Annotated in this window: 24 protein-coding genes; 8 read left to right on the forward strand and 16 right to left on the reverse strand. The window is 64.6% G+C overall.

Annotated elements, in window-relative coordinates; all coding sequences use genetic code 11:
* Genes purH through J2X11_RS12835 form a run of 3 tightly spaced genes read right to left on the reverse strand, consistent with a single transcriptional unit; the run spans position 1 to position 3,300 of the window.
* Positions 1-1,554, reverse strand: coding sequence for a bifunctional phosphoribosylaminoimidazolecarboxamide formyltransferase/IMP cyclohydrolase (gene purH / locus J2X11_RS12825; RefSeq protein ID WP_309971652.1), 1,554 nt, complete (start codon positions 1,552-1,554; stop codon positions 1-3).
* A complete protein-coding gene (gene purN, locus J2X11_RS12830; protein WP_309972372.1) occupies positions 1,551-2,150 on the reverse strand; it encodes a phosphoribosylglycinamide formyltransferase in 600 nt (199 codons plus the stop codon). The genes purH and purN overlap by 4 nt, the downstream gene beginning before the upstream one ends.
* Positions 2,089-3,300: a cell division protein PerM gene (locus J2X11_RS12835; RefSeq protein ID WP_309971654.1), complete on the reverse strand. Its 1,212-nt coding sequence runs from the start codon at positions 3,298-3,300 to the stop codon at positions 2,089-2,091. Before J2X11_RS12835 ends, purN begins: the two co-directional genes overlap by 62 nt.
* A gap of 68 nt (positions 3,301-3,368) precedes the next feature.
* Between J2X11_RS12835 and J2X11_RS12840 the strand changes: the two genes are divergently transcribed.
* A complete protein-coding gene (locus J2X11_RS12840) occupies positions 3,369-5,180 on the forward strand; it encodes a SigE family RNA polymerase sigma factor (protein ID WP_309971656.1) in 1,812 nt (603 codons plus the stop codon).
* A gap of 50 nt (positions 5,181-5,230) precedes the next feature.
* On the opposite strand, the gene sucD is transcribed toward J2X11_RS12840, so the two are convergent.
* The 3 genes from sucD to J2X11_RS12855 all read right to left on the reverse strand — a co-directional run bounded on the left by sucD (position 5,231) and on the right by J2X11_RS12855 (position 7,675).
* On the reverse strand, positions 5,231-6,127 hold the full coding sequence (gene sucD / locus J2X11_RS12845; RefSeq protein WP_309971657.1) for a succinate--CoA ligase subunit alpha: 897 nt from the start codon (positions 6,125-6,127) through the stop codon (positions 5,231-5,233).
* A gap of 2 nt (positions 6,128-6,129) precedes the next feature.
* Positions 6,130-7,302, reverse strand: a complete 1,173-nt coding sequence (sucC, locus tag J2X11_RS12850) for an ADP-forming succinate--CoA ligase subunit beta (protein WP_309971659.1) — start codon at positions 7,300-7,302, stop codon at positions 6,130-6,132.
* 85 nt (positions 7,303-7,387) lie between these two features.
* Positions 7,388-7,675, reverse strand: a complete 288-nt coding sequence (locus J2X11_RS12855; RefSeq protein WP_309971661.1) for a hypothetical protein — start codon at positions 7,673-7,675, stop codon at positions 7,388-7,390.
* Between the two features lie 276 nt (positions 7,676-7,951).
* On the opposite strand from J2X11_RS12855, the gene J2X11_RS12860 reads away from it, so the two are divergent.
* Complete coding sequence (locus J2X11_RS12860) at positions 7,952-8,611, forward strand: M23 family metallopeptidase (protein ID WP_309971663.1); 660 nt, start codon at positions 7,952-7,954, stop codon at positions 8,609-8,611.
* Between the two features lie 21 nt (positions 8,612-8,632).
* Here the strand turns inward: J2X11_RS12860 and pcrA are convergent, their stop codons facing one another.
* On the reverse strand, positions 8,633-10,969 hold the full coding sequence (gene pcrA, locus J2X11_RS12865; RefSeq protein ID WP_309971665.1) for a DNA helicase PcrA: 2,337 nt from the start codon (positions 10,967-10,969) through the stop codon (positions 8,633-8,635).
* Positions 10,970-11,035: 66 nt separating this feature from the next.
* Here pcrA and J2X11_RS12870 point away from each other — a divergent pair, with 66 nt between their 5' ends.
* Positions 11,036-11,389, forward strand: coding sequence for a GntR family transcriptional regulator (locus tag J2X11_RS12870; protein ID WP_309971667.1), 354 nt, complete (start codon positions 11,036-11,038; stop codon positions 11,387-11,389).
* On the opposite strand, the gene zwf is transcribed toward J2X11_RS12870, so the two are convergent.
* From zwf to J2X11_RS12885, 3 genes are read right to left on the reverse strand one after another with little or no spacing between them, the layout of a single operon-like run.
* Positions 11,390-12,826 carry a glucose-6-phosphate dehydrogenase gene (gene zwf / locus J2X11_RS12875; RefSeq protein WP_309971669.1) on the reverse strand — a complete coding sequence of 479 codons (1,437 nt, stop codon included), beginning with the start codon at positions 12,824-12,826 and terminating at the stop codon, positions 11,390-11,392. It abuts the gene before it with no gap.
* A gap of 51 nt (positions 12,827-12,877) precedes the next feature.
* Positions 12,878-13,519, reverse strand: coding sequence for a response regulator transcription factor (locus J2X11_RS12880; protein ID WP_309971671.1), 642 nt, complete (start codon positions 13,517-13,519; stop codon positions 12,878-12,880).
* Positions 13,516-14,769 carry a PspC domain-containing protein gene (locus tag J2X11_RS12885; RefSeq protein ID WP_309971674.1) on the reverse strand — a complete coding sequence of 418 codons (1,254 nt, stop codon included), beginning with the start codon at positions 14,767-14,769 and terminating at the stop codon, positions 13,516-13,518. The genes J2X11_RS12880 and J2X11_RS12885 overlap by 4 nt, the downstream gene beginning before the upstream one ends.
* A 130-nt stretch (positions 14,770-14,899) precedes the next feature.
* On the opposite strand from J2X11_RS12885, the gene J2X11_RS12890 reads away from it, so the two are divergent.
* From J2X11_RS12890 to J2X11_RS12900, 3 genes are read left to right on the forward strand one after another with little or no spacing between them, the layout of a single operon-like run.
* The gene (locus J2X11_RS12890) at positions 14,900-16,054 is read left to right on the forward strand and encodes a PspC domain-containing protein (protein WP_309971676.1); all 1,155 of its coding nucleotides are present in this window, start codon (positions 14,900-14,902) and stop codon (positions 16,052-16,054) included.
* Positions 16,051-16,314 carry a hypothetical protein gene (locus J2X11_RS12895; protein WP_309971678.1) on the forward strand — a complete coding sequence of 88 codons (264 nt, stop codon included), beginning with the start codon at positions 16,051-16,053 and terminating at the stop codon, positions 16,312-16,314. The genes J2X11_RS12890 and J2X11_RS12895 overlap by 4 nt, the downstream gene beginning before the upstream one ends.
* Positions 16,289-16,549, forward strand: coding sequence for a PspC domain-containing protein (locus J2X11_RS12900; RefSeq protein WP_309971679.1), 261 nt, complete (start codon positions 16,289-16,291; stop codon positions 16,547-16,549). Before J2X11_RS12895 ends, J2X11_RS12900 begins: the two co-directional genes overlap by 26 nt.
* On the opposite strand, the gene J2X11_RS12905 is transcribed toward J2X11_RS12900, so the two are convergent.
* The 3 genes from J2X11_RS12905 to J2X11_RS12915 all read right to left on the reverse strand — a co-directional run bounded on the left by J2X11_RS12905 (position 16,500) and on the right by J2X11_RS12915 (position 19,577).
* Positions 16,500-17,489 (reverse strand): glycerophosphodiester phosphodiesterase, encoded by a 990-nt coding sequence (locus J2X11_RS12905; RefSeq protein ID WP_309971682.1) that lies wholly within the window; start codon positions 17,487-17,489, stop codon positions 16,500-16,502. The two genes, J2X11_RS12900 and J2X11_RS12905, sit on opposite strands and share 50 nt — an antisense overlap.
* Positions 17,490-17,580: 91 nt before the next feature.
* Entirely contained in the window at positions 17,581-19,050 is a 1,470-nt protein-coding gene (locus J2X11_RS12910) for a gamma-glutamyltransferase (protein ID WP_309971685.1), read from the reverse strand.
* A gap of 17 nt (positions 19,051-19,067) precedes the next feature.
* On the reverse strand, positions 19,068-19,577 hold the full coding sequence (locus J2X11_RS12915) for a VOC family protein (protein ID WP_309971687.1): 510 nt from the start codon (positions 19,575-19,577) through the stop codon (positions 19,068-19,070).
* Positions 19,578-19,646: 69 nt separating this feature from the next.
* On the opposite strand from J2X11_RS12915, the gene nhaA reads away from it, so the two are divergent.
* Together nhaA and J2X11_RS12925 are read left to right on the forward strand one after the other, a co-directional pair.
* The gene (nhaA, locus tag J2X11_RS12920) at positions 19,647-20,903 is read left to right on the forward strand and encodes a Na+/H+ antiporter NhaA (RefSeq protein WP_309971689.1); all 1,257 of its coding nucleotides are present in this window, start codon (positions 19,647-19,649) and stop codon (positions 20,901-20,903) included.
* Positions 20,904-20,992: 89 nt separating this feature from the next.
* Positions 20,993-21,871, forward strand: a complete 879-nt coding sequence (locus J2X11_RS12925) for a serine/threonine-protein kinase (protein WP_309971691.1) — start codon at positions 20,993-20,995, stop codon at positions 21,869-21,871.
* A gap of 4 nt (positions 21,872-21,875) precedes the next feature.
* On the opposite strand, the gene guaA is transcribed toward J2X11_RS12925, so the two are convergent.
* The 3 genes from guaA to J2X11_RS12940 all read right to left on the reverse strand — a co-directional run bounded on the left by guaA (position 21,876) and on the right by J2X11_RS12940 (position 26,913).
* On the reverse strand, positions 21,876-23,435 hold the full coding sequence (gene guaA / locus J2X11_RS12930; RefSeq protein WP_309971693.1) for a glutamine-hydrolyzing GMP synthase: 1,560 nt from the start codon (positions 23,433-23,435) through the stop codon (positions 21,876-21,878).
* A 212-nt stretch (positions 23,436-23,647) separates the two neighbouring features.
* Positions 23,648-25,342 carry a GMC family oxidoreductase gene (locus J2X11_RS12935; RefSeq protein ID WP_309971695.1) on the reverse strand — a complete coding sequence of 565 codons (1,695 nt, stop codon included), beginning with the start codon at positions 25,340-25,342 and terminating at the stop codon, positions 23,648-23,650.
* A complete protein-coding gene (locus tag J2X11_RS12940) occupies positions 25,339-26,913 on the reverse strand; it encodes a succinic semialdehyde dehydrogenase (RefSeq protein ID WP_309971698.1) in 1,575 nt (524 codons plus the stop codon). The genes J2X11_RS12935 and J2X11_RS12940 overlap by 4 nt, the downstream gene beginning before the upstream one ends.
* Positions 26,914-26,934 lie beyond the last annotated feature (21 nt).

Below are 26,934 nucleotides of genomic sequence, written 5' to 3' on the forward strand. Positions count from 1 at the left end.
TCAGTGGAAGAAGTGCCGGGTACCGGTGACGTACATGGTCACGCCTGCAGCGTTGGCTGCCTCGATCACCGAGTCGTCACGGATCGATCCACCGGGCTGCACGATCGCGCGTACGCCGGCAGCAATCAGGATCTCAGGACCATCGGGGAACGGGAAGAATGCGTCGGACGCAGCGACGGAACCCACCGCGCGCTCGGACCCGGCCCGCTCCACAGCAAGCTTGCACGAGTCGACACGGTTGACCTGACCCATGCCGACGCCGACCGAGGCGCCGTCCTTGGCCAGCAGGATCGCGTTGGACTTCACAGCACGGCAGGCAGTCCAGGCAAACGCGAGGTCGGCGAGCGTGGCCTCGTCAGCGGGTTCGCCAGCAACGAGCGTCCAGCTCGACGGGGCATCACCCTCGGCATCAACGCGGTCCACCTTCTGGAGCAGTACGCCGCCACTCACCGGGCGCAGCTCAACTGGTGAGCGGCCGGCGTCGACCGGTACCTGGAGGATGCGGATGTTCTTCTTGGCCTGGAGGATCTCCAGCGCGCCGGGCTCATAGTCCGGAGCGACGATGACCTCGGTGAAGACTTCAGCGACCTGCTGGGCCATCGCGACGCTGACCGGACGATTGGCGGCAATGACGCCACCAAAAGCCGATACGGGGTCGCACGCATGGGCTCGGGCATGCGCCTCGCCAACATCAGCTCCGACTGCGATCCCACACGGGTTGGCGTGCTTGATGATCGCCACTGCTGGCGCCTCGAAGTCGCCTGCTGCGCGCCGCGCAGCGTCCGTGTCGACGTAGTTGTTGTAGCTCATTTCCTTGCCGTGCAGCTGCACGGCATTCGCGAGACCGCCGCGGCCAGACGTGTAGAGCGCGGCAGGCTGGTGCGGGTTCTCGCCGTACCGCAGGACAGCTGAGCGTTCCCACGTCGCACCCAGGAAGTCCGGGAAGATCGAATCGGTGGGCTGTACGTACGCCGACGCGAACCACGACGCGACCGCGACGTCATACGCCGCAGTGTGTGCGAACGCCTGGGCAGCGAGCTGCTTGCGCTGTTCAAGCGTGAACCCGCCGGCGGCGAGTGCCTCGCGGAGCGAGTCGTACTGAGCCGTCGACGTCACGACGGCAACGCTCGGGTGGTTCTTGGCCGCCGCTCGAACCATCGACGGTCCGCCGATGTCGATCTGCTCGACACACTCGTCCGGAGTCGCTCCGGAGGCAACGGTCTCGGTGAACGGGTAGAGGTTGACGATCACGACGTCGAACGGCTCGATGCCGAGGTCGGCGAGCTGGGCGACATGCGAGTCGAGTCGCAGGTCGGCCAGGATGCCGGCGTGTACGCGCGGGTGCAGCGTCTTGACCCGACCATCGAGGCACTCGGGGAACTCCGTCAGCTGCTCGACAGGAGTCACCGGTACGCCTGCCGACTCGATCGTCTTGGCGGTGGAACCAGTCGACACGATCGCAACGCCTGCTGCGTGCAGGTCGCGGGCGAGCTCTTCGAGGCCGGTCTTGTCATAGACCGAGATCAGGGCACGCTTGAGGGGACGGGTTGTCATGTAGGAGCTCCTCCGAGGCGCACGGCCCGGTCATCGATATGGAAGTCTGAACGGGCCAGCGTGCCGACCCATTCGACGAGCATGGCCCGCTCGCTGGTCTTGATGCGTTGATGCAGCTTCTCTTCGTCATCATCGTCGAGCACAGGCACTGCAACCTGAGCCACGATCGGTCCAGTGTCGACACCCTCGTCGACCACGAACAGCGTCGCGCCGGTGACCTTCACGCCGTACGCGAGGGCATCGCGGGGCCCATGCATGCCTGGGAAGGCGGGCGAGAGCGCCGGGTGGGTGTTGAGCGTTCGGCCGCCGAAGCGGGCGAGGAATGCGGGGCCGGTCAGTTTCAGGAATCCGGCGAGTACGACGAGATCCGGCGCATGAGCAGCGACGGCTTCGGCGAGGGCAACGTCCCAGGCCGCGCGATCGGCGTACGACTTCGTCTCGAGGACGAACGTCTCGATGCCGTGCTTCTCTGCGCGCTCCAGAGCCAGAATGTCGCCGCGATCCGCACCGACGGCGACGATCTCGACGCCGTAGTCAGGTTTGGTCGACGCGTCGATCAGGGCTTGGAGATTTGTCCCGCTTCCAGAGACGAGCACCACGACTCGAGCTGGTGACTCCGGGCTTCGTGGCACGGTCACCACGATAGTGGCCGAGCACTGCGCCAAGTGCGCCGCCCAGCGCCATCACGGGTACGGCGACCAGAAGCGGAGTCAGTGTCGGCGGACCAGCATCGGCCATGCGGCCGGGTCCAATCGCTCCACCCGACACCGCGATCAGCAATCCGAGCGCCAACCCGGCGACTCCCCCGGCTGCCGCGCCCAGACCAACACGGGTCAGCAGGTCTTCGCGATCACGTACTTCGACCCGCCAGCCGGCGATCATGCCTGCGACCAGCGGGATGAGACCGAGCAGGAACACCCAACCCGCAAACTCCCCCGGCGCTGGAAGCGCAGCAAAGATCGGCAGGCCGGGAACTTCACCCAATTGGGCGCCAGTCAGGTCGACGCTGGTGTCAGTGCCGAGAGCAAAACCAGGACCGATCAGAGCCGAAGCGGTCCACAGGACGAGCGTCGGAATCGCCAGCAGGCACCCGACCGCGAGCGCCAGGCCCCCACCGAATCCCGGATCGAGTACGGCCCAGAGGTCACCAGCGCGTGAGACGTGGAGGACCAGCAGTGCCAGCACGATCGTCGCGGACGATGCCAGTACGGCAATGATCGCCGGCACTGACGCGCGTAGGACAGCGCGGGCGTCGACATTGGGAGTCGGCCACAGGTCGGCGGTTGCCTTGTGTCGCATAGCCGCACCAACGGCCGCGCCGATCCCGCCAACGATGAATGCGCCGATGGCTGCGCGTACCGCCGAGGTGTGAATGTCGCCCGCATTGGATGCCGCCGAGGTGACGCCAGCAACGACTCCGTACGCGCCCGCCGTCGCTGCCGCAAAAGCTGGCAGCTCGACCGGATCGGCGACCACCCACTGCGTGGTGACCGCCACGATCGCGAGGCACATCAAGGTCGCACCAACCGGTACGAGACCCAGCGAAACGTCTCCCGCGTCCAACCCCGACCCCAGCGAGACCAACCACGTACGAGCAGACGATCGGGAGAACCCGGAGAACGACAAGTCGTCCGAACCCCGTGCTGCGAGGACGAACACCGCAGAGACGGCGAGAGACCCGACCGCGGAGAGGATCGCCGTCAGGAATGCGGGCCGCAAGAAGGACGGCGTGGACGGCTCAGGCACCACTTCATCCTCCCTGTAAAGTTGCGGCGTTGTAGACAGGCACGCCGGGACGACGAGGGAGGCTGGACATGACTCGCGTCGACGAGTTCAACAGCTTCTACACCTCCACCTTCTCCCAGGCCCTCCAAGTCATGTACGCCGTCAGCGGTGACCGTCAGGTCGCATTCGAGTCGACCGTCGACGCCTACCGCCGCGCCTGGCGCGACTGGTCCAAGATCCGCGAGGGCAACCCACTCGCATACGTACGTAACGAAGCGTGGAAGCTGACCGGCCTGAGCCGAGGCACTCACCCGCTGCGCCGCAAGCACGAAGAAGACAGCGACATCCAGCTCCTTGAGGCCCTCGGCGAGATGACGGTCACCGACAGACGCCTGATCGTGCTCATGACGCTCGGCAACACCGACCTCGAAGAGGCGTCGCAGGAAGTCAACCTGCCCGCCGAGGAGGGCATCGAGAGCGTCACCAACGCGCTCGCCGCGCTCGAGACCAAGCTCGGCCAATCGATCGACGAGATCGAACGCCGTATGAACGGACTCGGCCAGGCCACCGCTTCGTTCCAGCAGCCGACACCCGCCACAATCCGCAAGGCAGCCAAGCGCGGACGCCAGCGCAACACGGTGATCCTGGTCGCCGCATCGGTCGCGCTCGCGATCGGCGGCGGATTCATCGTCACCGAAGGTGACGCCCTCGACAGCCGCGCCTCGCTCCCCTACCGCGAGAAAATCGGTGCGGAGCGAACAGACGTGGTGCTCGATGCCGAGAACATTGACAGCGGCAACCTGCTGACGCTCGAGCAGGTTGGCCAGCTCGACGTCCAGAGTGTGTGGTCGGTTGAAAACACCGACGAGAACATCGACAACACGACGCCGTACGCGACGTGCCCGGTCAAGCGTTTCGCTGACAGCGACCCTCTCAAGGTGCTCGTACGCACCTGGACAGCGAACGGCAAGGACAAGGAGCGCGTCGCACAGGCCATTGAGGTCTCTCGCAGCACCAAGATCGCCGACGCCGCCTACCGCCGTCTGGTGCGCTGGTACTCCGACTGCCAGCACCCCCGCGTACAGCTCGTCGACTCGTACTCGGTGAAGCGACCAGCCGGCGACTTCCAAATCCTGCTCCTGCGCTCGCACTCGACTCCCGTACGTACGTTCACGGTCGGCTTCAGCCACTCCGGCAACGTCACCAGCACGCTTGTGCACGAGGTTGACGGTGCGATCGGACCGAGAATCGGCTCCTTCGCCCGTACGCTCAACAACTCCGTTTCACGCCTGTGCGCCGACACCGGCGGCAATTGCACGGACCTGATCTCATACCAGCGGACGGAGCCCCCGCGTACCTCGGAGGATCCTGCGTTCCTCGGCATCGTGGACCTTCCACCGATTGCCGAGATCGATCGAGTCTGGGTGGGCGTCAAGGCCTTCTCGGCGGCCAAGGTCAACCCCGCCGCAACGGGCTGCGATCGAGCCGACTTCTCCGCGATCAAGACTGCAAAGTCCAAGTTGTTTGTGATTCCCCAGGCCAAGGACCTCCCCAAGGAGTTCGGTGTCGCCGAGACCATCGGCCACTTCCCCAGCGAAAAGCTGGCCAAGGAATTCGTCCAGACCATCAGCGACCGGGTCAATGAGTGTGGGGTCAAGAACCTGACCGCCGAAGTCGACCAGCGCGACTCGTTCAGGACGACCCAGTACGTCGGCAAGACCTGGCGCATCAGCCTTGAAGTCACCAAGGGGCACCGCATCACCTTCCGCGGCGCGATCATCAGGCGAGGCTCGGACGTCGCCCAGGTGACGTTCACGCCGTCAGGCAAGTTCGACGTGTCGTCCAAGGTGTTCGAGGCCGTCGCCGCCCGTGCGGGCGCTCGGCTGCGCTTCGGCGAATAGCAAGAACCCCCCTCCCGCCAGGCGGAAGAGGGGCTCTCGCCGTACGTACCTCAGAGGTTCTTGAGGATCTCTCGCATCAGTTCAGCCGTCTCGGACGGCGTCTTGCCGACCTTGACGCCCGCTGCTTCGAGCGCTTCCTTCTTGCCCTGCGCCGTACCGGCACCGTCGGAGACGATGGCGCCAGCGTGGCCCATCGTCTTGCCCTCGGGAGCCGTGAAGCCTGCGACGTAGCCGACGACCGGCTTCGTGACGTGCTCCTTGATGTACGCGGCTGCCTTCTCCTCGGCGTCGCCACCGATCTCGCCGATCATGACGATCGCCTTGGTGTCGGGGTCAGCCTCGAATGCCTCGAGCGCATCGATGTGCGTGGTGCCGATGATGGGGTCACCACCGATACCGATAGCGGTCGAGAAACCGAAGTCGCGAAGCTCGAACATCATCTGGTAGGTCAGCGTTCCCGACTTGGAGACGAGACCGATCGGACCCGTGCCAGCGATGTTCGCGGGCGTGATGCCTGCGAGCGCCTCGCCGGGGGTGATGATGCCGGGGCAGTTCGGACCGATGATGCGCGTCTTCTTGCCCTGGGCGTAGGCCCAGAACTCGGCGCTGTCCTGGATCGGGACACCTTCAGTGATGATCACCAGCAGGCCGATCTCGGCGTCGATTGCCTCGACGACAGCGTCCTGGGTGAACGCAGGCGGCACGAAAGCGACCGACACGTCGGCGCCAGTCTTCTCGATGGCCTCGGAGACCGATCCGAAGACCGGAAGCTCGACCTTGGTGCCTGACGCGTCGACGTGCTCGACGGTCGTGCCGGCCTTGCGTGCGTTGACGCCACCGACGACCTGGGTACCGGCTGCGAGCATGCGAGCGGTGTGCTTGGAACCCTCACCGCCGGTGATGCCCTGGACGATGACTTTGGAGTCCTTGTTCAAAAAGATCGACATGTTCAGGCTCCTTCGTGTGCGAACTGGGCAGCCCGGTCGGCAGCGCCGTCCATGGTCTCGACCTGGGTCACGAGCGGGTGGTTGAGCTCGTTGAGGATCGCGCGGCCTTCGTCGACGTTGTTGCCGTCGAGACGTACGACCAGCGGCTTCGTGGCGTTGTCACCGAGGAGCTCGAGAGCGCCCTTGATGCCGTTGGCGACTGCGTCGCACGAGGTAATGCCGCCGAAGACGTTCACGAACACGGACTTGACCTGCTCGTCACCGAGGATGACGTCAAGGCCGTCGGCCATGACCTGCGCCGAGGCGCCTCCGCCGATGTCGAGGAAGTTGGCCGGCTTGACGCCGCCGTGGTTCTCACCGGCATAGGCGACAACGTCGAGCGTGCTCATGACGAGCCCTGCGCCGTTGCCGATGATGCCGACTTCGCCGTCGAGCTTGACGTAGTTGAGGCCCTTGGCCTTGGCCTTCGCCTCGAGCGGGTCAGCTTCTTCGTGGATGACGAAGTCTTCGTGCTCGGGGTGACGCACTTCGGAGGCGTTGTCGTCGAGCGACACCTTGCCGTCGAGTGCTTCGAGCTTGTCGCCTTCGAGACGAGCCAGTGGGTTGACCTCGACGAGCGTGGCGTCTTCTTCAACGAAGACCTTCCACAGCGCCTGGACCATCGCTACGGCCTGATCGGCGAGCTCAGCGGGGAACTTGGCCTCTTCGACGATCGCGCGAGCCTTCGCCTCGTCGACACCGGTGCCGGCGTCGATCGGGATCTGACGCACTGCCTCGGGGTTGGTCTTCGCGACCTCTTCGATCTCGACACCACCCTCAACGCTGGCGATGCAGAGGTAGCTGCGGTTCGAGCGGTCCAGCAGGAACGAGAAGTAGTACTCCTCGACCGGCGGAGTCGCCGGGGTAACCAGAACGCGGTTGACCGGCAGATCCTTGATCGTGAGCGCGAGGATGTTCGTCGCGTGCTCGAAGGCCTCGTCGGGCGTCTTGGCGAGCTTGACGCCGCCAGCCTTGCCGCGACCGCCTGCCTTGACCTGAGCCTTGACGACGGTCACGCCGCCGAGCTGCTCAGCGGCAGCCTTGGCTTCTTCTGGTGTCTGTACGACGATGCCGAGCGTCGTCGAGACGCCATGCTTGGCGAAGAGTTCCTTCGCCTGATATTCCATCAAATCCACGGTGTGTCCGTCCCTTGTTGACGTCCTGATTGGCTCAGATGTCGGCCTATTGGCCACAAAAATTGAGCGTGGCGACTCTACTCGCTCAAAGGGGGTCCTGACGTGTCGGGTCGGTCACACCCGGGGCAGCCGTCAGGCGTACGTGCTGGGCGCCAAGCTGATCGCGCACGGACTCCAACGCTGCAAAGTCGACGTCTCCACACACCACAACCTCGTCCGCATCCTCGGCCAGAGCCGTCCGGATGAGCTGTTCCGCGGACTGCCCTCCCCCGGCAAGAACTACCTCGCGGCCAGCGTCCCGCAGCGTACGAGCGACTGCGAGCGCTTCGTCCCCGTCGCCTGTCGCGCCGACAACAATGCGCTGTTTCGCCATGGACGCATCGTGTCATGAGGGTGAAGGTCGTCACATAATGTCGACTTTTCACGCGGGAACGCCTGACCAATGTGTGGATTCGGTTTCGCCTGCACCTGCCGTTGGGCTAGGCTCGTCGAGTCCTGCTGTCCCCTTTCGGAGGTTTTTTGCGTGTCTTCGTCTGCGCCTAAACGCCGACTGGATGTACGCCAGGAGACCCCTAAGCGGGCTTCGAGCGGGAAGCGAGTCGCCGAAAGGCGCCGAGCTCGCAAGCGCTCCCTTCGACTCACCCCAGCCATGGCAGGCGCATTCGCGCTCATCATGGCTGGTTTTGGTTCCGCCGTCGTTGGTGGCCACGTGGACGACTCCACATTGTCGGCCGGCGACTACCAGACGATTTCCGAGACCTACACCGGCGACGACATCAACAGCGTTGATGTCAGCCGCGATTTCGACCGCAAGCTCGATGAGCAGGGCAAGATCCAGGCAGATCAGATGTTGATCGCCCTCGAAGAGCGCGACGACCTCATCAAGAAGACCTCCGCCGAAGCCAAGAAGAACCAGTGGGTCCTTCCGGTCACCGGCTACCACCTGTCAGCTCGCTTCGGCCAGCGCAGCGGCCTCTGGTCACGTATGCACACGGGCCTCGACTTCGCCGGACCTTCGGGATCGGCCATCAGCTCGGTTGCTTCAGGCACCGTCAAGTCCACGGGCTACGAAGGCGCATACGGCAACCGCACCGTCATCACTCTCCTCGACGGCACCGACATCTGGTACTGCCACCAGAGCCGCATCGCCGTCAGCGTTGGCGAGAAGGTCGGCCCCGGCCAGGTCATCGGCTACACCGGTTCGACCGGCAATGTCACCGGCCCGCACCTGCACCTCGAAGTGCACCCGGGCGGCGGCGGACCCGTTGACCCGTACGCCGTACTCGTACAGCACGGCATTCGCCCGTAGCTCTCAGCGCTTGTCGACTGGCTAAAGCTTCTCGACCGGCGCGTATCGCAGCAGCAGTCGCTTGACTCCCTGCGATCCGAAGTCGACTGACGCCTGCGCCTTGTCGCCTTGGCCGTCGACCGCCACCACGGTGCCGAGTCCGAAGCTGTCGTGCGACACCCGATCTCCTGGCGCCAACGAGACGACTTCGCGCGTCGCCCGCTTGGAGCGCGCAGCAACATTGCTCGACCGGAACGACGACTGCGACGTGACGGACGGACTGTTCGGCGTCCACTGAGTCGGCGACGAGGCGACTCGTCGCCAATCGACGAGTGCCTCAGGAAGCTCGTCGAGGAAGCGCGACGCCGGGTTGTAGGACGGGGCGCCCCACGCGGCGCGAGTCTGCGCTCGCGTGACGTAAAGGCGCGTACGGGCTCGGGTGATGCCGACGTACGCGAGCCGGCGCTCCTCCTCGAGCTCAGTGTTGTCGGCGAGCGACCGCATGTGCGGGAAGACTCCGTCTTCGAGTCCGGTGAGGAACACCACCGGGAACTCGAGTCCCTTGGCGGTGTGGAGCGTCATCAGCGTGACAACGCCGTCGCCCTCGTCGGGGATCTGGTCAGCGTCAGCCACCAGCGCAACTTGTTCGAGGAATGCCGCCAGGGATCCCGGCGCGAGGTCGGCCGCAGCATCGGCGACCGCTTCTGAATCAGCGTCGTCATCCAACGTGCTGGCACCGACCACGAACTCTCGGGCTACGGCGACGAGTTCGGCGAGGTTCTCGACCCGGGTCTCATCTTGCGGGTCAGTGCTCTGCTCGAGGGCGTTGAGATAACCGCTGCGAGTGAGTGCTGCTTCGAGCACGGCGTCGGCGGGTGCTCCGCTCTCGGCCATCGCCATGAGCTCCGACATCGTCTGGGTGAATGTCTGGATCGCGTTGAGCGACCGAGTCGCGAGGTCATCAGCCTCGGCGGCCCGAGTCATCGCCTCCCAGAAGCTGATCTCGTGACGATCGGCCAGGCGCTGGATAGCGGCCTCGGCACGATCGCCAATGCCACGCTTGGGCTCGTTGAGGATGCGGCGGAGCGAGACGGCGTCGCGTGGGTTGATGAGCACGCGTACGTAAGCGAGCGCGTCCTTGATCTCCTTGCGCTCGTAGAACCGGACTCCGCCAACCACGCGATAGGGCAGGCCAACCCGGATGAAGACTTCTTCAAATACTCGGCTCTGTGCGTTGGTGCGATAGAAGATCGCGACGTCCTTGGCGGCAATGCCGCTCTCATCGCTGAGCTTGTCGATCTCCTCGGCGATGAACTGCGCCTCGTCACGCTCGTCGTCTCCGACGTAGCCGACGATCTTCTCGCCATCGCCCTCGGCGGACCAGAGCTGCTTGTCCTTGCGGCCGGCATTGCGACTGATGACGGCATTGGCGGCCGACAGGATCGTCTGGGTCGAGCGGTAGTTCTGCTCAAGCAGGATTGTCGACGCATTCGGGAAGTCGTCCTCGAACTCGAGGATGTTGCGGATGTTGGCGCCGCGGAACGCATAGATCGACTGGTCGGAGTCGCCAACTACCAGTAGGTCGGAGTCAGCGTCGGTCAGCTCCTTGATCAGCTGATATTGCGCGTGGTTGGTGTCCTGGTATTCGTCGACCAGGATGTGCCGGAATCTGCGCCGGTAGGTCTCCGCTACGTCGGGCCAGCCCTGGAACAGGTGGACCGTGTTCATGATCAGGTCGTCGAAGTCCATCGCGTTGGCAGCGCGGAGCCGTGCCTGATAGGTCGTATAGGCCTCGGCGTAGAGCTCCTCGGTCGGGTTGACCGCCTTGCTCCCCGCGGCTTCGTGATCGACGAGCTCGTTCTTGAGGTTGGAGATCCAGTTGAGGACCGCTCGTGGGTTGACCCGCTTGGGGTCGAGATCCATGTCGCGGCACACCTGCGTCATGAGCCGCCGCTGGTCGGCCGAGTCGTAGATCGTGAACGTGGAGGTGAACCCGAACTTCGTCGCTTCACGCCGCAAGATGCGAACGCAAGCTGAGTGGAACGTCGAAACCCACATCATCCGAGCGCGGGGACCGACCAACTCCGCAACTCGCTCGCGCATCTCGGCGGCGGCCTTGTTGGTGAAGGTGATCGCCAGGATCGACCCGGGATGCGCCCCGCGAGCCGCAATCAACCAGGCCACACGGCGCGTCAGAACGCGGGTCTTGCCCGAGCCAGCGCCAGCGACAACGAGCAGCGGACCACCCGGATGTGACACAGCATCGCGCTGCGCGTCGTTGAGTCCTTCAAGCAGGATGTCGGAGCGCGCGCGCTTCTTTTCGGCCTCTTGGGCAGACTTCTTCTCCGCGGTTTGGGGCACGGGGAATGGCGATGTCATCAGGCCCTCCAGCCTAGTTGCCGCGGCAGACAGCGACGGGGGCGGCTCGCACGCGACAATGGCGACATGAGCCTCGTCACGATCGACAGCAACGCCGCTGAGCCGCCGTACGAGCAGGTACGTCGTCAGATCGCCGAGGGTGCAGCTTCAGGGACACTCAAGGCCGGTCACAAGCTGCCGCCCGTACGCACACTCGCCGCTGACCTGGGCCTCGCCGTCAACACCGTCGCGAAGGCCTATCGAGCGCTAGAAACCGACGGCGTGATCGAGACCCATGGTCGTGGCGGGACACTCATTGCGACGCGCAAGATCGGCGACGCTCAGGCAGACGACGCTGCCGCGACCTACGCGCTCATTGCACGGCGTCAAGGACTTTCGATCGACGAGGCCACGAGGCTCGTCGAGCAGCACTGGAGCTAGCTATTCGGCCATCGTGTTGGGCTTGCGCCAACTGCGCTCGAACGGCAGACGCCACGCCCGAGGCGCGATGAGCTGGTGCACTGCGTTGGGACCCCAGGTCGCCGACGGATAGGGCCGTACGGGTGGCGGGTCGTTCAGCAACGGCTCGGAGATCTCCCACAACCGCTCAATGCCCTCGGCTGTCGTGAAGAGCGTCCGCTCACCACGCATTGCGTCGTGGATCAGCCGCTCGTACGCCTCGAGCACATCGCCTGCCCGCTCGGTCTCGTGCATTGCGAACTGCATGCTGAGTTTGTCGAGCCGCATGCCTGGGCCCGGGCGCTTGCCATAGAACGAGAGCGACATCTTCGACGAGTCGGCGAGGTCGAACGTCAGGTGATCCGGGCCGGAAAGGCCGACACCCGAGCCACTCGGGAACATGCTCTTGGGTGGCTCGCGGAAGGCGATCGAGATGATGCGCGCCCCCTCGGCCATCTTCTTGCCCGTACGCAAGAAGAACGGCACTCCGGCCCAGCGCCAGTTGTCGATCTCGGCCTTCAGCGCCACGAACGTCTCGGTCTCAGAGTCTGCGGCCACTCCCGGCTCGTCGCGGTAGCCGTCGTACTGACCGCGTACGACGTGTTTCGGGTCGAGCGGCAGCATCGAGCGGAAGACCTTGTTCTTCTCCTCGCTGATCGAGTCGGAGTCCAGCGATGTTGGCGGCTCCATCGCCATGAACGCGAGTACCTGGAACAGGTGCGTCACGACCATGTCCTTGAAGGCGCCGGTGCCTTCGTAGAACCCGGAGCGCCCCTCGAGTGACAGTGTCTCGGGCACGTCGATCTGCACGTGGTCGATGAAGTTTCGGTTCCAGATCGGCTCGAAAAGTCCGTTGGCGAAGCGGAACGCCAGAATGTTGAGCGCGGCTTCCTTGCCGAGGAAGTGATCGATTCGGAAGATCTGGTCCTCCGAGAACACTTCGTGGATCTGTGAGTTGAGTGACTTGGCGCTGGCGAGGTCCGTGCCGAACGGTTTCTCCATGATGATTCGCGCCCGCTCGACTAGGTCGGCGTCTCGCAGCGTGTGTACGACGTCGAGCGCAGCCTTGGGCGGAACGCTCAGGTAGTGCAGGCGTCGCGGGCTGCCGCCGAGCTCGTCCTCGTGCAGCTTCGCCGCTTTGGCGAGCACCTCAGCGCCGTCCTTCACGTTGACGTACGACAGCTTGCGCGCGAAGGCCGTCCACTGCTCGTCCTTGACCTTGCGCGGGCTGAACTCGCGGCAGGCCTCCTCCGCGAAGGCGCGGAACGACTCGTCGTCGAACTCGTCGAGCGAGACGCCGATGATGCGCGAGTCCGGTACGAGTCCTGACTGCAGCAAATGCATCAGCCCGGGCAACAGCTTGCGACGGGCAAGGTCGCCCGTGGCGCCGAAGAGCACGATCAGATGAGACTCGTTCACCTCTTCAGGCTAGACCCGCAAGATTGCGCGCAGGTGAACTTCAGAAACGAGCTAGATGAGGCGACGATCGTTCGCCCAACGCGTCAGCTCGTGACGGCTCGAAAGCTGGAGCTTGCGCAGCACGCTCGACACGTGGGTCTCGACCGTCTTGATTGAGATGAAGAGTTCCTTGGCAACTTCCTTGTACGCGTAGCCACGGGCGATGAGACGCATGACCTCGCGCTCGCGCTCAGTGAGCCGATCGAAGTCCTCGTCGATCTGGGCGACCTCAATCGTGCCAGCGAAAGCGTCCAGCACGAATCCGGCGAGCCGCGGCGAAAACACCGCGTCACCAGCGGCGACGCGGTCGATCGCATCGAGCAGCTCGGGTCCGGAGATGTTCTTGGTGACATAGCCACGGGCACCGGCGCGGATGATCCCAATGACGTCCTCGGCAGCGTCGCTGACCGACAAGGCGAGGAATTTCATGTCGGGATGGCGAAGGTGCAGACGTCGAATGACCTCAAGCCCTCCCCCGCCCGGCATGTGCACATCGAGCAGCACCACGTCCGGCTTGGTCTCGACCAACACCTCGACGGCGCTCTCGACGTCCTCGGCCTCGGCGACGATCTCGACGGGTCCGTCGATCTCGGCACGGACTCCGCGCCGGAACATCGCGTGGTCGTCGACGATCGCGACGCGCAGGGTGGTCATGAACTGGTCTCCTCGAATACGTGGTCGGCGTCGCGTACAGGCACGGTCATCGCGACCTCGGTGCCTTGGCCGCGCTTGCTGCGGATCGTCACGGTACCCCCGTGGCGCTCGACCCGATCGACGATCGAGCCGCGCACGCCCATACGGTCCTCGGCGATCTTGTCGACGTTGAAGCCGACTCCACGATCACGAACGAATACCTGGACGGTCTCTTTGTTGGCTTCGGCGTAGACGTCGATGCGGTCGACCTTGGCGTGTTTGGCGGCGTTGATCATCGCTTCGCGCGCGGCCTTGGCGACTGCGCTGACATCGGGGTCGAGCGCGGCGTCGCCCACGGCGATGACTTCGACGGGTACCTGGTGGGCGTCCTCGACGTCAGCCGCTGATGCACGCAGTGCCGCGACCAGTGAGTCACCGGCCTGCTCGTCCGTGCCGTACAGCCACGCGCGCAGCTCGCGCTCCTGACGTCGGGCCAGTGTGGCGACGGCGGCCTGGTCGCCCGCGTTCTTCTGCAGTAGCGCCAGGGTCTGGAGCACGGAGTCGTGCAGGTGCGCCGCAACATCTGCGCGCTCCTGGGAACGTACGAGCGCCCGACGCTCCTCAGTCAGGTCGCCAAGCAACTTGGTGATCCACGGGCCGAGGATCAGTGCGAGACCGATCAGGGCGATACCCAGTGCAGCGGCGAGGTCAACCATGGCGCCCCAGCCGCGCTCTTGCGTCAAGAAGTAGAGAGCGGCAAGCGCGATCAGTACGCCACCTGCAGCGATGCGTACGGCAAAGCCAATCCCGCTGGTCTGCCGCATCCAGCGCCGCCAGGCGACATCGTCGAACTGGCGCCAGATGACGGTCAGGCCGATGACCGCAACCAAAGCGGGACCGACCAGGGCATCGCTGATGCCGCGTCCGGTGACCTGGAGGAACAGCAGTACTCCAACACCGACCATGCCGATGGCCAGGGTCTGAAGGATCTCGGCTGAACCGGGACGGTTGGGATTCGTACGCAGTCCCTGTCGGGTGGCCGCCTCGAGGCCCGGAGTCAGCTCGGGCTGGCGCAGCGGCAGGAAGCGCCACAGCAGCAAGTAGGCGATGATGCCGACGCCGCTGAGCCAGGTCGCCACGACGAACGCGAGCCTGACATAGAGAACCCCGACTCCGAGGTGATCGGCGAGACCGGTCGCTACACCGCCCACCAGCCGGCGGTCTGCCGGTCGGTAGGCACGGCGATAGGGGCTCGCGCTGATGGGGGTCACCCAACGATCGTCACACGTACGCGCGCGCAGGCGCTACTAGGGACGACCCTTGTCCACCCTGAGTGTCGTTCCAGCGGTTTCAGGGTCGTACCCGATGGTGACGCGAGCGGCGGTCGGCCACGATGGAGATATGAATGACACACAAGAAGCGCCTCGCGCTACCGGACCGGACGACGAGTTCGATCCGCACAAGCTGCGCACCATCGCTGACGTCAAGCGATCCACCGAAGACCGTTGGGTTGCCGGTGTGTGCTCGGGCGTTGCCAAGTACCTGAACATCGACCCCGTCATCGTGCGCATCGTCATCGCCGTGCTCACGATCGTCGGCGCCGGCGCCATCCTGTACGGCGCAGCATGGCTGCTGCTGCCGTCCGACGACGCAGACAAGAGCATCGCCGCCGGCTGGTTCAAGCTCGACGACAACGAGGAGCAGGTCCGCAAGATCGGACTGGTCGCCGCCGGCGTCATCGCCGCCTTCTCGGTTCTCGGAAGCCACGGCGACTGGTGGTGGGGCACCGGCTGGCTGCTCGTCCCGCTGGCAGCGCTCTACTACTTCTTCGTCGTACGGCCGCGCAAGGGTGACCGAGAGGCCATCAAGGCACAGGTCATGGCCGAGATGCCGACCACCGAGAAGATCACCGCTGAGGTCCAAGCCAAGATCGACAAGAAGGTCGCCGAGAAGATCGCGCACGCTCGGCAGCGCAAGTCCAAGGCTCTGCCGCTGCTCACGCTGTCACTCATCGCGATCGGTGTCGCATCGACCCGCATCTACGCCGACACACACGACGTCAACTGGACGACGTATGTCGCGGTCGCCCTCGCCATCACCGGCATCGGCCTCGTGATCGGGACGTTCTGGGGATACGGCGGTCCGCTGATCTTCCTGGGCATCGTCCTGGGTCTTGTACTCGCGATTGGCTCGGCGTTGCCCCACGGCCGTGTTGGAGAGCAGCGGCCCGACCCGACAACCGCCGACGGTGTCCAAGCGCGATACGAACACGGCATCGGCTTGCTCGAGCTGGATCTCACCGGTGTCTCCGATCCCACCGAACTGCTCGGTCGGACGATTGCCCTCGACGCCGGAATCGGAGAGACCAGGGTCATCGTCCCCGACGGCCTGAACGTCGAGGTCGACGCTGAGATGGATCTTGGCGAGATCTCGGTGTTCGGACGCAAGGATCATGGCCAGGACGCTCAGGTCAACACTGCGGCAACCGGCAAGGGCGAGGCCCTGACAATCAAGATCGACCAGCGAGTCGGCAACGTCGAGGTGGTCCGGTCATGACACGTCATCCGTTCCGCTGGAGCAGCCTCGTATTCGGTCTGCTCTTCCTCGCCGGCGTCGGACAGTGGGCCGTGTGGAAGCAGGACTGGCTGACTCCACGCGAGCTCAGCCTGGCTTCCTCGGGCGTACTCATCGGGCTCGGACTTCTGGGTGTCGTCGCGACGTTCTGGAAGCCCAAGCAGCTCACCTCAACTCCAAACCTGGAAGAAAACTCTTCCTCAGAAAGAAGTGAAAATGAAGAAGCTGACACGCAATCCTGATGACAAGTGGCTGGGAGGCGTCTGCGGAGGCCTCGCCGACTACACCGGCATCGATGCCAACCTGGTTCGCCTGATCGTCGTCGTGTGCACGTTGCTCGGCGCCGGCTCGCTGATCCTCGCCTACATCGTCGCCTGGGTGCTCATGCCGGCCCGACCGGCTGCAGCTCAGACCGTATGGGCTGAGGCTAGTGACTCTGCAACCACTGAGAGCGAGCCTGCACAGCCGTCGAAGTGAAGTCGGAGAAGACACCGTCAACTCCGGCGTCGAAGAACTGAAGGAGCTCGCCCCTGGCATCGCCGTGGGCGAGCTTTTCAGTTCCCATACGAAACGCAGGGGGCAGGAAAGTGTTCTCGTTGCGCATCGTCCAGATGTGGACGTCAAGTCCAGCGGCGTGAGCGCGCTCGACTAGTCTCGTCGGCCCAGAGTCCGGCGCCACCACGAGCTCCTTGTACGGGCCGATCGCGTCGGCGTATTCGGCCACGAAGGCGAGACCTTCGTCGGAGCGGAGGTCGTCGTACGTACGGGCGTCACCCGCGACTGTGAAGTCCGCCGGCTGACCTTCGACCGACATCAGCTGTACGAGCATCGCTGGAGTACGCGGGCGAAGCGCGCGGAGGTTCGCTGACTCGAAGGACTGGATCACGATCGTTGAATCAGGATCGTTGAACCCTCGGCGTTCGAGCGTTTCGATCAGCAGGTCGTTGAGGCTGATGCCCAGGGCTTCGAAATAGCTCGGGTGCTTGGTCTCGATGTAGACGCCGACTGGCGCTTCTCCTCCCGCGTCCTCAGCGATGTCGAGGACCTCGTCAAGGGTGAGGATCTCCTCGGTACCCGCAAGCGCGACATTTTTGGGGCGAAGATCCGGGATGCGTTCCTTGCAACGCAGCGTCTTGAGCTCGGCCAAGGTGAAGTCCTCGGTGAACCAACCCGTGTGCGAGACACCGTCGACGACCTTGGTGGCCTTGCGATCAGCGAACTCCGGGCGCTCGGCCACGTCCGTCGTGCCGTCGATCTCGTTCTCGTGGCGTACCACGAGGATGTGGTCGCTGGTACTGACGACGTCGGGCTCAATGAAGTCGGCGCCTTGCTCAATGGCGAGGAGGTACGACGGGCGGGTGTGCTCGAGCCGATGGCCCGGAACACCACGATGGGCAATGACGAGTGGGACCTTCACGCCTTCACCTCCGTCAGAAAGGACACGGTACGGAGGCTACGGCGTGAAAACGGCATCATGGTTCTCTCGCTTCGCTCGTTCACGCTTCCCGTCACACCCCATCTCGTCCATGGACGAGGCGAACAGCGCCGTCGCGCCGCGGATCTGCCGCGGCAACCAGGCGTCCATCCGGCTTGCGCAGGGTGACGCCAACGCCGCCGTAATACATCGACGGCGTGGTCTCGATCTTCACGTCCTCGTCCGGGCGACCAGCGCGGTGTACGTGGACTCGCGGGTGGTTGACGGCGTCCTGGAGCCCGAGTCCGCCATTGATGAATCCTGCAAGCACCTGAACGATCGCCGTCGTGATGCGGTCCGCACCGGGCGATCCGATCGCGATCGACGATCCATCGGGGTGGTGGCCAACAGTCGGCGCCATGTTGGACAGCAACCTCGTACCCGGAGCAAGGCCGTGCAGCCCCTTGGCGTTGAGCTCCTGCTCACCGAGGCAGTTGTTGAGCCAGATGCCGGTGCCCTTGGCGATCATTCCCGAGCTGTAGCCGGACGACACCGTGATGGCGCAGGCCCCTCCATCACTGTCGGTCGCCGAGACGTGCGCCGTCGATCCGGATTCGAGAACCGCGAGGTGGTCGCGGTCGATCAGCTCGAGGAACGCTGCAGCATCGCGCTCAAGATCTTCGCTGTGGTCCAAGGTGTCGAGTCGGTGCCCCAGCACTGCGCGCTGTACGCGTACGAGGTGGTCGACATCCGCGCTCGGGTGATCCTCAAGCAGCCGCAGCATCGCCGCGACGCACACGCCGCCGACCGAAGGAGGCGGGTTGGTACCGAGTTGCCACTCGCCGACCGTGCTCATCAGGGATGGTCTGACGATGGGCCTGTACGCCGCCAGATCGGCGGGACCCAGAATCCCGCCACGGTCGATCACGTCGTCGCTGATCAGCCTTGCCAGGTCACCCGTGTGCAGCGCCGACGGCCCTTCCTCAGCGATCAGCTCGAGCGCACCCACCAGATCGGGCAGGTTGACCAGACCCGTCGAGATGGTGCCGTCGTCGTGGTGCACGGCGGCATGGCTCTGGTCGTCCCAGCCGAAGATGTCGTCATGGACGTAGTCGAGATAGAAGCGCGACGCCGTACCGAGCTGGAAGCCACCACGGGCGACCTCGATCGCCGGCGCAACAAGCTCCCGCCAGGGCACACTCCCCCAGCGTTGATGCGCCTCTCCGAACGCCGCCACTGAGCCGTGGCAGGCGACGGAGCCAGCGCCGATCGTGACGGTGACACCCCCGCCGTAGTCGGTGTAGATATCCCACGTACCGCCGCCGAGCGCGCGATCTCGGCCGGGCATGTCCATCCAGCCGTCGACCGTATGTGGCGCGCTGCCGTCGGGCGGCTGGACCGTGATGAACCCGCCGGAGCTCAACGAGACGATGCCAACTTCATTGACCATCGTCACCAGAGTCGTGGCGATCGCGGAGTCGATGGCATTGCCGCCCGCCAACGCAATCTGTTCACCGGCGTCAGCGGCAGCCTCGTTCGGCGCAGAGATCGCGACGTCGGGCATGCCGGAAGGTTATCGGGTCACACGTTGATCGAGATGCCGATCCCACCGAGCGTCTGACCGCCGAACCGAGCAATCTCTGCCTCGAGGTTCAACGGGCTCGTGGCCTTCCGCGAGTCGAGAACCTCTTGGGTGAGCCGGTCGGCTGGCACGAGCCAGCTGACCTCGAACTCGATGCCGTCGGGATCCTGGGCATACAGCGCCTTGGTCGTTCCGTGATCGGTGGCGCCCACGAGGGCTCCTGCGTCGACCAGTCGCTGGCGTGTGGCGGCGAGCTCGTCGAGCGTGTCGACCTCCCATGCCAGGTGATACAGGCCGACCGTCGTACGACCGGCTCCCGAATCCCCTGCCTGGGCGCCGATCTGGAAGAGCCCGAGATCGTGGTCGTTGTTGCTGCCATTGGCCTGCAGGAACGCAGCTCCGGGGAAAGCCATGACGGTCTTGAACCCCAGCGTGCTGGCGTAGAACGCGACGCTGGCATCAACATCGCGGACGTAAAGCACTGCGTGGTTGAGACGAGTGACGGGCATGATCGTTCTCCTAGTTAGTTGAATCTTCATTTATCTTATCACGACTAGGCACACGGCTAGGCTGGGCGCATGGTCTCTCGGCTATTCGGACGGGGCTCGTGGCCCGAAGCATCACGCATAGCCGACATCCTTCGTCAGGAGACGCTCGGCGGAGTGCTGCTGCTGATTGCCACGGCTGCAGCCATCCTTTTCGCCAACCTCGGCGACGGATATGCCAATCTCCGCGACACGGCATTCGGACCAGAGTCGCTGCACCTCCACCTGACCCTGGGCGGATGGGCGTCCGACGGCTTGCTCGCGATCTTCTTCTTCGTCGCCGGGCTCGAGCTGAAGCGTGAGTTCGTCGGCGGAGACCTGCGCGACCCGCAGCGTGCAGCGCTCCCCGTGGTCGCTGCACTCGGCGGTATGGCCGTACCCGCTCTGGTGTTCGTGTTGTTCAACCTCGGCGGCTCCCTGAAGGGATGGGCGATCCCGACGGCAACTGACATCGCCTTCGCCCTCGCCGTCCTGGCCGTGATCGGCAGCCACCTGCCCGGCGGCCTTCGTACGTTCCTGCTCACCCTTGCGGTGGTCGACGACCTGATCGCGATCATCATCATCGCTGTCGTCTACACCTCGTCACTGCACCTCAACTACCTGCTACTGGCGCTGCTGCCACTTCTGGCGTTCACGGTCCTCGTACAACGGCGGGTCAGCTCGTGGTGGCTGCTGCTCCCCCTCGCCGGAGCCACGTGGGCGCTGGTGCACGCCTCAGGCGTCCACGCCACCGTCGCGGGCGTTCTGCTCGCGTTCGCCGTTCCGGTCCTGCGTAGCGATGGCGGTGAAGGTGTCGGTCTCGCAGAGCACTTCGAGCACCTCTTCCGACCGCTGTCATCCGCAATCGCGGTGCCGATCTTCGCGTTCTTCGCGGCCGGAGTGAACGTCGAAGGGTGGGCTGGATTCAAGGACGCGATGACCGAACCGATCACCCTCGGCATCATCGCCGGACTCTTCCTCGGCAAGACGGTCGGCATCTTCCTGGCGACCTGGCTGATGGCGACGTTCACCGGCGCCCAACTCGATGAAGACCTCGACTGGCCCGATGTATTCGGCGTCGCGATGCTTGCCGGAGTCGGCTTCACGGTCTCGCTGCTGATTGGCGAGCTCGCGTACGGCGTCGGCAACCTCACCGACGAGCACGTCAAGATCGGCGTCCTTGTCGGATCAGTCGTCTCGGCACTTGGTGCAGCGCTGATCCTGACCTCCCGCAATCGCCGCTATCGCGAGATCGATGCCCGCGAGCGCCTCGACAGCGACAGCGACGGCATTCCCGACGTGTTCCAGTGACCAGGCCCAACTAGTTCTAAAGAACTATCCACACTGTGAATATCGCTGTGGGAACGCGTTGTGATTGCCGCCCGTTTAGGGTGGCGGTCATGGACCTCGGCTCGATTGCGCACGATCTCTACTCCGTGCCTCCTGAGGAGTTCATCGCGGCTCGCAAGGAGAGCGTCGCTGCCGCTCGCACCGCAGGCGACCTGGCGTTGAGCAAGGCGATCGGCGAGCTCCGCAAGCCCAGCTCCGCCGCGGTGGTGATCAACCTGCTCGCCCGCAACAGCGAAGAACTCCTGCAGGACGTCGCTGACCTTGGCGAAGAGTTGCGCGAAGCCCAGGAGCAGGGTGACGGCGCACGCCTACGCGAGCTGAACGGCGAACGGAAGACCCTGCTCAGGCAAGTGGCCGTCGAGGGAGCCGAGCTGGCCAGTGAGCACGGTGTCTCGTTCAGCGCGGCGGTCGCGAACGGTGTCGACGAGACCATCAAAGCCGCGCTCGCCAGCTCCGAGGCTGCCCGAGCCGTGCAGGCAGGACTTCTGGTGTCAGCGCTCTCGGGAGCCGGAATGGGCTTCATCGACCTGTCAGACAGCGTGGCGTTGCCAGGCTTCGAGCTGAACCCACGTGAGGACCGACCCCGGGAGCGCCGGCTCACCGCAGTCCCCGATCTTCCAGACCCCAAAGTCGCTCAGGAGGACGCCGCGCGCGATCTGGTCGCCGAAGCAGTCGACGCGGCGGACCAGGCCGACACCGACCTCAAGGAGAGCGAGACAGCGTACGAGGCCAATGAGCTGGCACGGGCGGAGTTGCACCAGCGCATCGACGACCTGAAGAAGGAGCTCCAGACACTTCAGGAAGACGCGGCTGAAGCGGATGCCGACTCACGAGGACTGCAACGAGCCGTCGCTCAAGCCACCAAGGCTCGCGATACCGCTCACAAGGAGCTGGCCAGGGCCAGGGAACGGCTGGATCGCCTCAGCTAGGCGACTACTCCCACTCGATGGTTCCGGGCGGCTTGCTGGTGATGTCGAGTACGACGCGATTGACCTCGTCGACCTCGTTGGTGATCCGGGTCGAGATGCGCTCGAGCACGTCGTACGGGAGACGGCTCCAGTCGGCAGTCATCGCATCTTCACTCGAGACAGGCCGCAGCACGATCGGGTGACCGTACGTACGGCCATCGCCCTGGACGCCGACGGAGCGGACGTCGGCGAGGAGTACGACGGGGAACTGCCAGATGTCACCGTCGAGGCCAGCAGCGGTCGTCTCGTCGCGGACGATCAGGTCAGCGGCACGCAGGATGCGAAGACGATCGGCATCGACGGCGCCGACGATGCGGATCGCGAGGCCAGGGCCGGGGAACGGGTGCCGACCAACGATCGCCTCGGGAATGCCGAGCTGCCGACCGACGTCGCGTACCTCGTCCTTGAACAACGTACGAAGCGGCTCGATCAGGCTGAACTCAAGGTCTTCGGGCAAGCCGCCAACGTTGTGGTGGCTCTTGATGTTGGACGCGCCCGCTCCCCCACCGGATTCGACGACGTCGGGGTAGAGCGTCCCCTGCACGAGGAACTTCACGGGCGGTCCGGGCGTCGCGAGGACTTCGCGCTCGGCAGCCTCGAAGACGCGGATAAACTCGCGTCCGATGATCTTGCGCTTCTCCTCGGGGTCACTGACGCCAGCGAGGAAGCCGAGGAACTGGTCCTTGGCATCGACGACCTTGAGGTCAACGCCGGTTGCCTTCACATAGTCCTTCTCGACCTGCTCGGCTTCGCCTTCGCGGAGGAGTCCGTGGTCGACAAACACGGCGGTGAGCTGATCACCAATCGCGCGTTGTACGAGTGCAGTCGAGACGGCTGAGTCGACGCCGCCCGAGAGCGCGGAAATGACGCGGGAGTCGCCGACCTGCTTGCGGATGAGCTCGATCTGCTCCTCCACGATGTTGCTGCTGGTCCAGGTCTGGCGGCAGCCGGCGATCTCTACGAGGAACTGCTCGAGGATCTGCTGGCCGTGCTCGCTATGCATGACCTCGGGGTGCCACTGCACGCCAGCAAGGCGGCGGCCGGTGTCCTCGAATGCGGCAACCGTCGCGCGTGGGGAGTTGGCGTTGACAGTGAATCCCTCGGGAGCGCCGATGACTTCGTCACCGTGCGACATCCAGGACGTCAGCGTCTCGGGAAGTCCAGCGAGCAGCGTTCCGGGTTCGAGGACCGAGACCGCTGTACGGCCGTACTCACGCTGACCGGTCTTGGCGACATTGCCGCCGAGCGCCTGCGCCATGGCCATGAATCCGTAGCAAATACCGAATACGGGCACATCGCCCTGCAACATCGCCGGATCGAGCCGCGGTGCGCCCTCTTCGTACACGGACGACGGGCCACCCGAAAGGATGATCGCTGCGGGCTTGCGAGCCAGAATTTCGGCCGCTGACATGGTGTGCGGAACGATCTCGGAATAGACCCGAGCCTCGCGTACGCGGCGAGCGATCAGTTGCGCGTACTGCGCCCCAAAATCAACGACAAGGACAAGGTCATGTTCGGGGGTCACGCAGGCAGTCTATCGGCGCAAAATTACTTGGGTAACGACGTAACCATGTGTGTATCGCCTCGTTTTACAGAGTGGATCTAACAAAACTCCCTCCCGTTAGATCATGTGCCCACTTCTAGTTGGCACAACAGGGCCCGACCCGTGAGCTCCCTCCCGGTCGGGCTCTGTGCTTTAGTGGCACTTTTTCCCGTGATTGCAGGGAATTCGTACGCTCAGCTGACGCCGATAATCGGCAAACGCAGCGCCGCGGGGGCGTCTGCGGGCACAACCGGGCTCTTCGGGGCGATCGGATCGATCTTGCGGTACGCCTGGCCCACGGCGGGGCGTAGGTCTTCCTCACCCTTGTTGGGCCAGTACGACATCGCACGCTCGGTCTGAGCGGTGATCGTCAGCGAGGGATTCACGCCCAGGTTGGCGGTGATCGCCGAGCCATCGGCCACGTGCAGGCCCTCGTGGCCGAAAAGTCGCTGATACGGGTCAACGACACCGTTTTCGGGGCTGTCGCCGATCGCGCAGCCGCCCATGAAGTGCGCGGTCAGCGGAACGTTGAACGGCTCACCGATCGTGCCGCCCGGCGTACCGCCCATCTCCTCGGCCATCATCTGTACGGCGCGATGTCCGGGCTCGATGAACGCGGGGTTGGGTGCACCATGGCCCTGCTTGGAGGTCAGCTTGCGTCGACCGGTGATTCCGCGCTTGGTGTAGGTCGTGATCGAGTTGTCGTGCGTCTGCATGACCAGCGCGATGATTGTGCGCTCCGACCAGTGGCGCAGGTCGTAGAGCTTGAACAGGAAGCGCTTCTGGGCCCACATCTCACGGAGCCACACCCGCCAACGAGCCTTGTCAGAGCTGCCATCCGTCAGCACGGTCTGCATCAGCGACATGGCATTGGAGCCCTTGCCGTAGCGGGTCGGCTCGATGTGGGTGTACTCGTCCGGGTGGAAGGACGAGGTGATCGCCACACCCTCGCTGTAGTCGACGTCCTTGCCGTCGGCGATCGAGCCGAGGAGCGCCTCAGAGTTCGTACGCGTCAGCAGGCCCAGGCGGTCCGAGACACCCGACAGGTGGCCCTTGTCCTTCATCTTGTGCAGCAGTTTCTGCGTGCCCATCGTGCTGGCGGAGAACACGACCTGCTCGGCGGTGATCTTCTTGCGCGGGCGGAATCGCTTGTTCGTACGGCGCACTTCGATCTCGTAGCCGCCACCGGGCAGCGGTCGTACGGCGGTGGCTGTCGTGAGTGGGTGCACCTCTGCACCGGCCTTCTCGGCCAGGTGGAGGTAGTTCTTGACCAAGGTGTTCTTGGCGTTGTGGCGACAACCCGTCATGCACTCGCCGCAGTTGAGGCAGGCGTTGCGCTCGGGCCCGGCACCTCCGAAGAACGGATCCGCCACCTTCTCCCCCGGCTGACCGAAGAAGACGCCGACCGGCGTGTGGTGGAACGTGCCGCCGACGCCCATGCGTTCGGCAACCTTCTTGACGATCTCATCGGCCGGCGACACGTACGGGTAGACCGTGACGCCGAGCATGCGCTTGGCCTGGTCGTAGTACGGAGCGAGCTCCGCCTTCCAGTCCGTGATGTGGCCCCAGGCGGAGTCCTTGTAGAACGGGTCGAGCGGTTCGTACAACGTATTGGCGTAGACCAGCGAGCCTCCGCCGACTCCCGCGCCCGACAGGATCAAGACGTCTTTGAGCTTGTCGATGCGCTGGATGCCGTAGCAGCCGAGCTGGGGCAACCACAGGAACTTGCGCAGCCGCCACGAGCTCTTGGCGAAGTCAGCGTCCTCGTAGCGTTTGCCCGCCTCGAGAACAGCGACCTTGTAGCCCTTCTCGGTCAGCCGGAGCGCGGAAACGCTGCCGCCGAAGCCCGAGCCGATGACCAGGACGTCGTAGTCGAACTCGGCGCTCATGCGCGCGGCGTCCGACGCAGGACCTTGAGTCCGACTGTGAGCAGCTTGGCCCACGTGCGGGCCTGCAGGGCGCTCGGACCGTTCATCGGCATGAGGCGCTGGACGCCGATCGACTGTGGCTCGGTGTAGCGCAGGATGCCCTCGGCGCCCTGTCGACGGCCGAGACCGGACTGGCGCATGCCACCCATCGGCGCGTCGACGCTGCCGAAGGTCGCGGAGAAGCCTTCGTTGATGTTGACCGTGCCAGCCTTGATGCGAGACGCGATCGCCTTGGCCTCGCGAGGCTTGCCCCAGAGGCTGGCGTTGAGGCCGTACTCGCCGCCATTGGCGAGCGCCACAGCGTCTTCGGTCGTCTTGTACGGGTAGAGCGACGCCAGCGGGCCGAAGGTCTCACCAGCAAAGCACTCGGCCGACTCCGTGACGCCTTCGAGGACCGTGGGCTCGTAGAAGTATGGGCCCAGGTCCGGGCGCCCCTTGCCACCGGCCAGGACTGTCGCGCCATTGGCGACAGCATCCTTCACATGGGCGGTAACCGTCTCGAGCTGGGACTGCGAGACCAGCGAGCCGATGTCGGCATCCCAGTCGAGAGCCGCGCCCAGCGCGAGGTGTTCGACGCGCGTTACGAACGCGGTCTTGAACTCCTCGTACTTCTCTTCCGGTACGTAGAGGCGCTCAATCGAGACGCAGAGCTGACCAGCCGAGGAGAAGCACGCCTCGACCGCACCTGCTGCGGCCTTGTTGATGTTGGCGCTCGGGAGGACGATCATCGGGTTCTTGCCACCGAGCTCGAGAGAGCAGCTCACCAAACGAGCAGCTGCCTGCTGGGCGATGAGCTTGCCGGTCGCGGTGGATCCGGTGAAACAGATGTAGTCGGCGCGCTCGATGATCGCCGTGCCAACGACCGAACCGGCACCGCTGACGACCTGCCAGATCTCGGCCGGGAAGCCGGCCTTGCGCATCAGTTCGATGCCAGCCAGCGCAATGAGCGGGCTCTGGCTGTCGGGCTTGTGCACGATGGCGTTGCCAGCCGCGACAGCAGGGATGCCGTCCGAGACGGCCATGGTGAGCGGGTAGTTCCACGGGCTGATCAAACCGACGACACCCTTGGGCTGCGGGATGACGGTGACGCTGGTCAGCAGCGGCAGCGCACCGTTGCGACGCTTGGGCTTGAGCTGCTTCTTCAAGCGACGCGCATAGAAGCGGGCCGTCAGGGCCACGTGCGCGATCTCATCGAACGCGTGCGCGCGGCTCTTGCCCGACTCGATCTGGATCAGGTCCATCAGCTCGTCCTGGTGCTCAAGTACGAGGTCGTGCAGGCGAAGCAGCGCCTTCTTGCGCTCACGCAGTGACGTCTTGGACCACGCCTCCTGGGCCGTACGAGCAGCAGCAAACGCCGCCTCGACGTCCGCGATGCTCGAGACGGGGATCTCGGCGACAGGCTCACCATTCATCGGCGAAATCGTCGTACGAGTCTCGCCAGAGGTGGTCCGGATCAGCGCCGTGAGTTCGGCAACCCTCTCAGGTGTGACCAGCGAAGAAGTAGTTTTTGGTGCGGCTTCAGCAACAGACATAGGGGCGAGCATACCGCTGGT

Source organism: Aeromicrobium panaciterrae (assembly GCF_031457275.1).
Taxonomy (GTDB): domain Bacteria; phylum Actinomycetota; class Actinomycetes; order Propionibacteriales; family Nocardioidaceae; genus Aeromicrobium; species Aeromicrobium panaciterrae_A.